This is a genomic window from Mesorhizobium sp. M7A.F.Ca.ET.027.03.2.1, from assembly GCF_003999175.1.
In the GTDB taxonomy this organism is placed as follows: Bacteria; Pseudomonadota; Alphaproteobacteria; order Rhizobiales; family Rhizobiaceae; genus Mesorhizobium.
Genome location: NZ_RZOM01001278.1, coordinates 1 through 1,513 on the forward strand (window position 1 = coordinate 1; position 1,513 = coordinate 1,513).

At 62.9% G+C, this 1,513-nt stretch carries 2 protein-coding genes and 1 pseudogene; all 3 read left to right on the plus strand.

The features are described from left to right. A partial coding sequence (gene flgH / locus EN750_RS33800) for a flagellar basal body L-ring protein FlgH (RefSeq protein ID WP_145968177.1) occupies positions 1–591 on the plus strand: 591 nt, incomplete at its 5' end. 17 nt (positions 592–608) lie between these two features. Beyond that, complete coding sequence (locus EN750_RS33805) at positions 609–1,103, plus strand: flagellar basal body-associated FliL family protein (RefSeq protein WP_127399238.1); 495 nt, start codon at positions 609–611, stop codon at positions 1,101–1,103. Then, positions 1,100–1,513: pseudogene (locus EN750_RS33810) on the plus strand (flagellar biosynthetic protein FliP); the annotation flags it as partial. The gene EN750_RS33805 and the pseudogene EN750_RS33810, both read left to right, overlap by 4 nt.

The window sequence follows — 1,513 nt, forward strand, 5'->3', positions numbered from 1 at the left end:
GTCAGTACCGGCTCCCTCTATCGCTATCCGCAAACGCCGCCCGCGCCAATCAAGAAATTCTCGTTGTGGGACGACCGCCAGAGCCGGCTGTTCACCGACCCGCGGGCGCTGTCCCAGGGCGACATCCTGACGGTCAAGATCAAGATCAACGATCGGGCCAACTTCAAGAACCAGAACGACAGGAGCCGCACCGCCAATCGCAAACTCGGTTACGACCTCAGCGCGCAGTGGGACAAGTGGAGCACCGCCGGCAAGGGCGCTGGGGCTCTCAGCTCCACCACGGACACGACTGCCGACGGCGAGATCAAGCGCTCGGAGACGCTTGAGCTCAATGTCGCGGCGATCGTCACCGATGTGCTTCCCAACGGCAATCTGATGATCACCGGATCGCAGGAAGTGCGCGTCAACGCCGAGCTCAGGGTGCTGACGCTCGCCGGCATCGTGCGGCCGGCCGATATCGGCGCCGAAAACACCATCCCCTACGAACGTATCGCCGAGGCTCGCATCTCCTACGGCGGACGCGGTCGCATCACCGAGGTCCAGCAGCCTGCCTACGGCCAGCAGATTCTCGACCAGGTTCTTCCGTTCTAGGATCGGAGCAGGGCGCCGTGGCAAATATCGAACAGGTTCAGCCACGCAAGGGTCCCTCCCCTGCTATCCAGGCCGGCCTGCTGCTGCTTGTGACGGCGGCCGCCATTGGCATGGGCTGGATGTCCGGCGGTTATCTCAAAGGCGTCGGCGCACCGGCGTCGGTACCGGTCGCGCCTGAGAACGAAGGCAAGATCATGCAGCCCACCGCGGCCGAGCAGCCAGGCCTGGGCCCGATGCTTGTCGTGCTGGCGCCGATCACCACCAACATCGCCTCGCCTGCCGGCACATGGATCAGGATGGAGGTGTCCATCGTCTATGACGCGCCGCAGCCACAGGCAATGTCTGATGACATCCACCAGGACCTTCTGGCCCTGGTGCGCACGTTGAAGATGCATCAGATCGAGGGGGCCAGCGGCTACCAGCACCTGAAGGCCGACCTCGAAGAACGCGCCGCGATCCGCAGCCAGGGTCACGCCAAACAGGTACTCATCAGGACATTGCTGCTCGAATGAGAAAGTTCCTTCTCGCCACGGCGATGATCGCGGCCGCAACGTCCGTCGCGACGGCGCAGCAACTCGATCTCGGCGGTATCGGCAAGGCCGACGGCACCACCGTAGGCTACATCATCCAGATGTTCGGCCTGCTGACCGTTCTGTCGGTGGCGCCAGGCCTGCTGATCATGGTGACCAGCTTCACTCGTTTCGTCATCGCCTTCTCGATCCTGCGCGCCGGAATCGGCCTGCAGTCGACACCGGCGAACCTCATCCTGATTTCGCTGTCGCTGTTCATGACGTTCTACGTCATGGCGCCGACCTTCGATCAGGCCTGGAACACCGGCGTCAAGCCGCTGATGGACAACCAGATCACCCAGACCGAAGCCTTCGACAAGATTTCAGACCCGTTCCGCACCTTCATGCTGCAC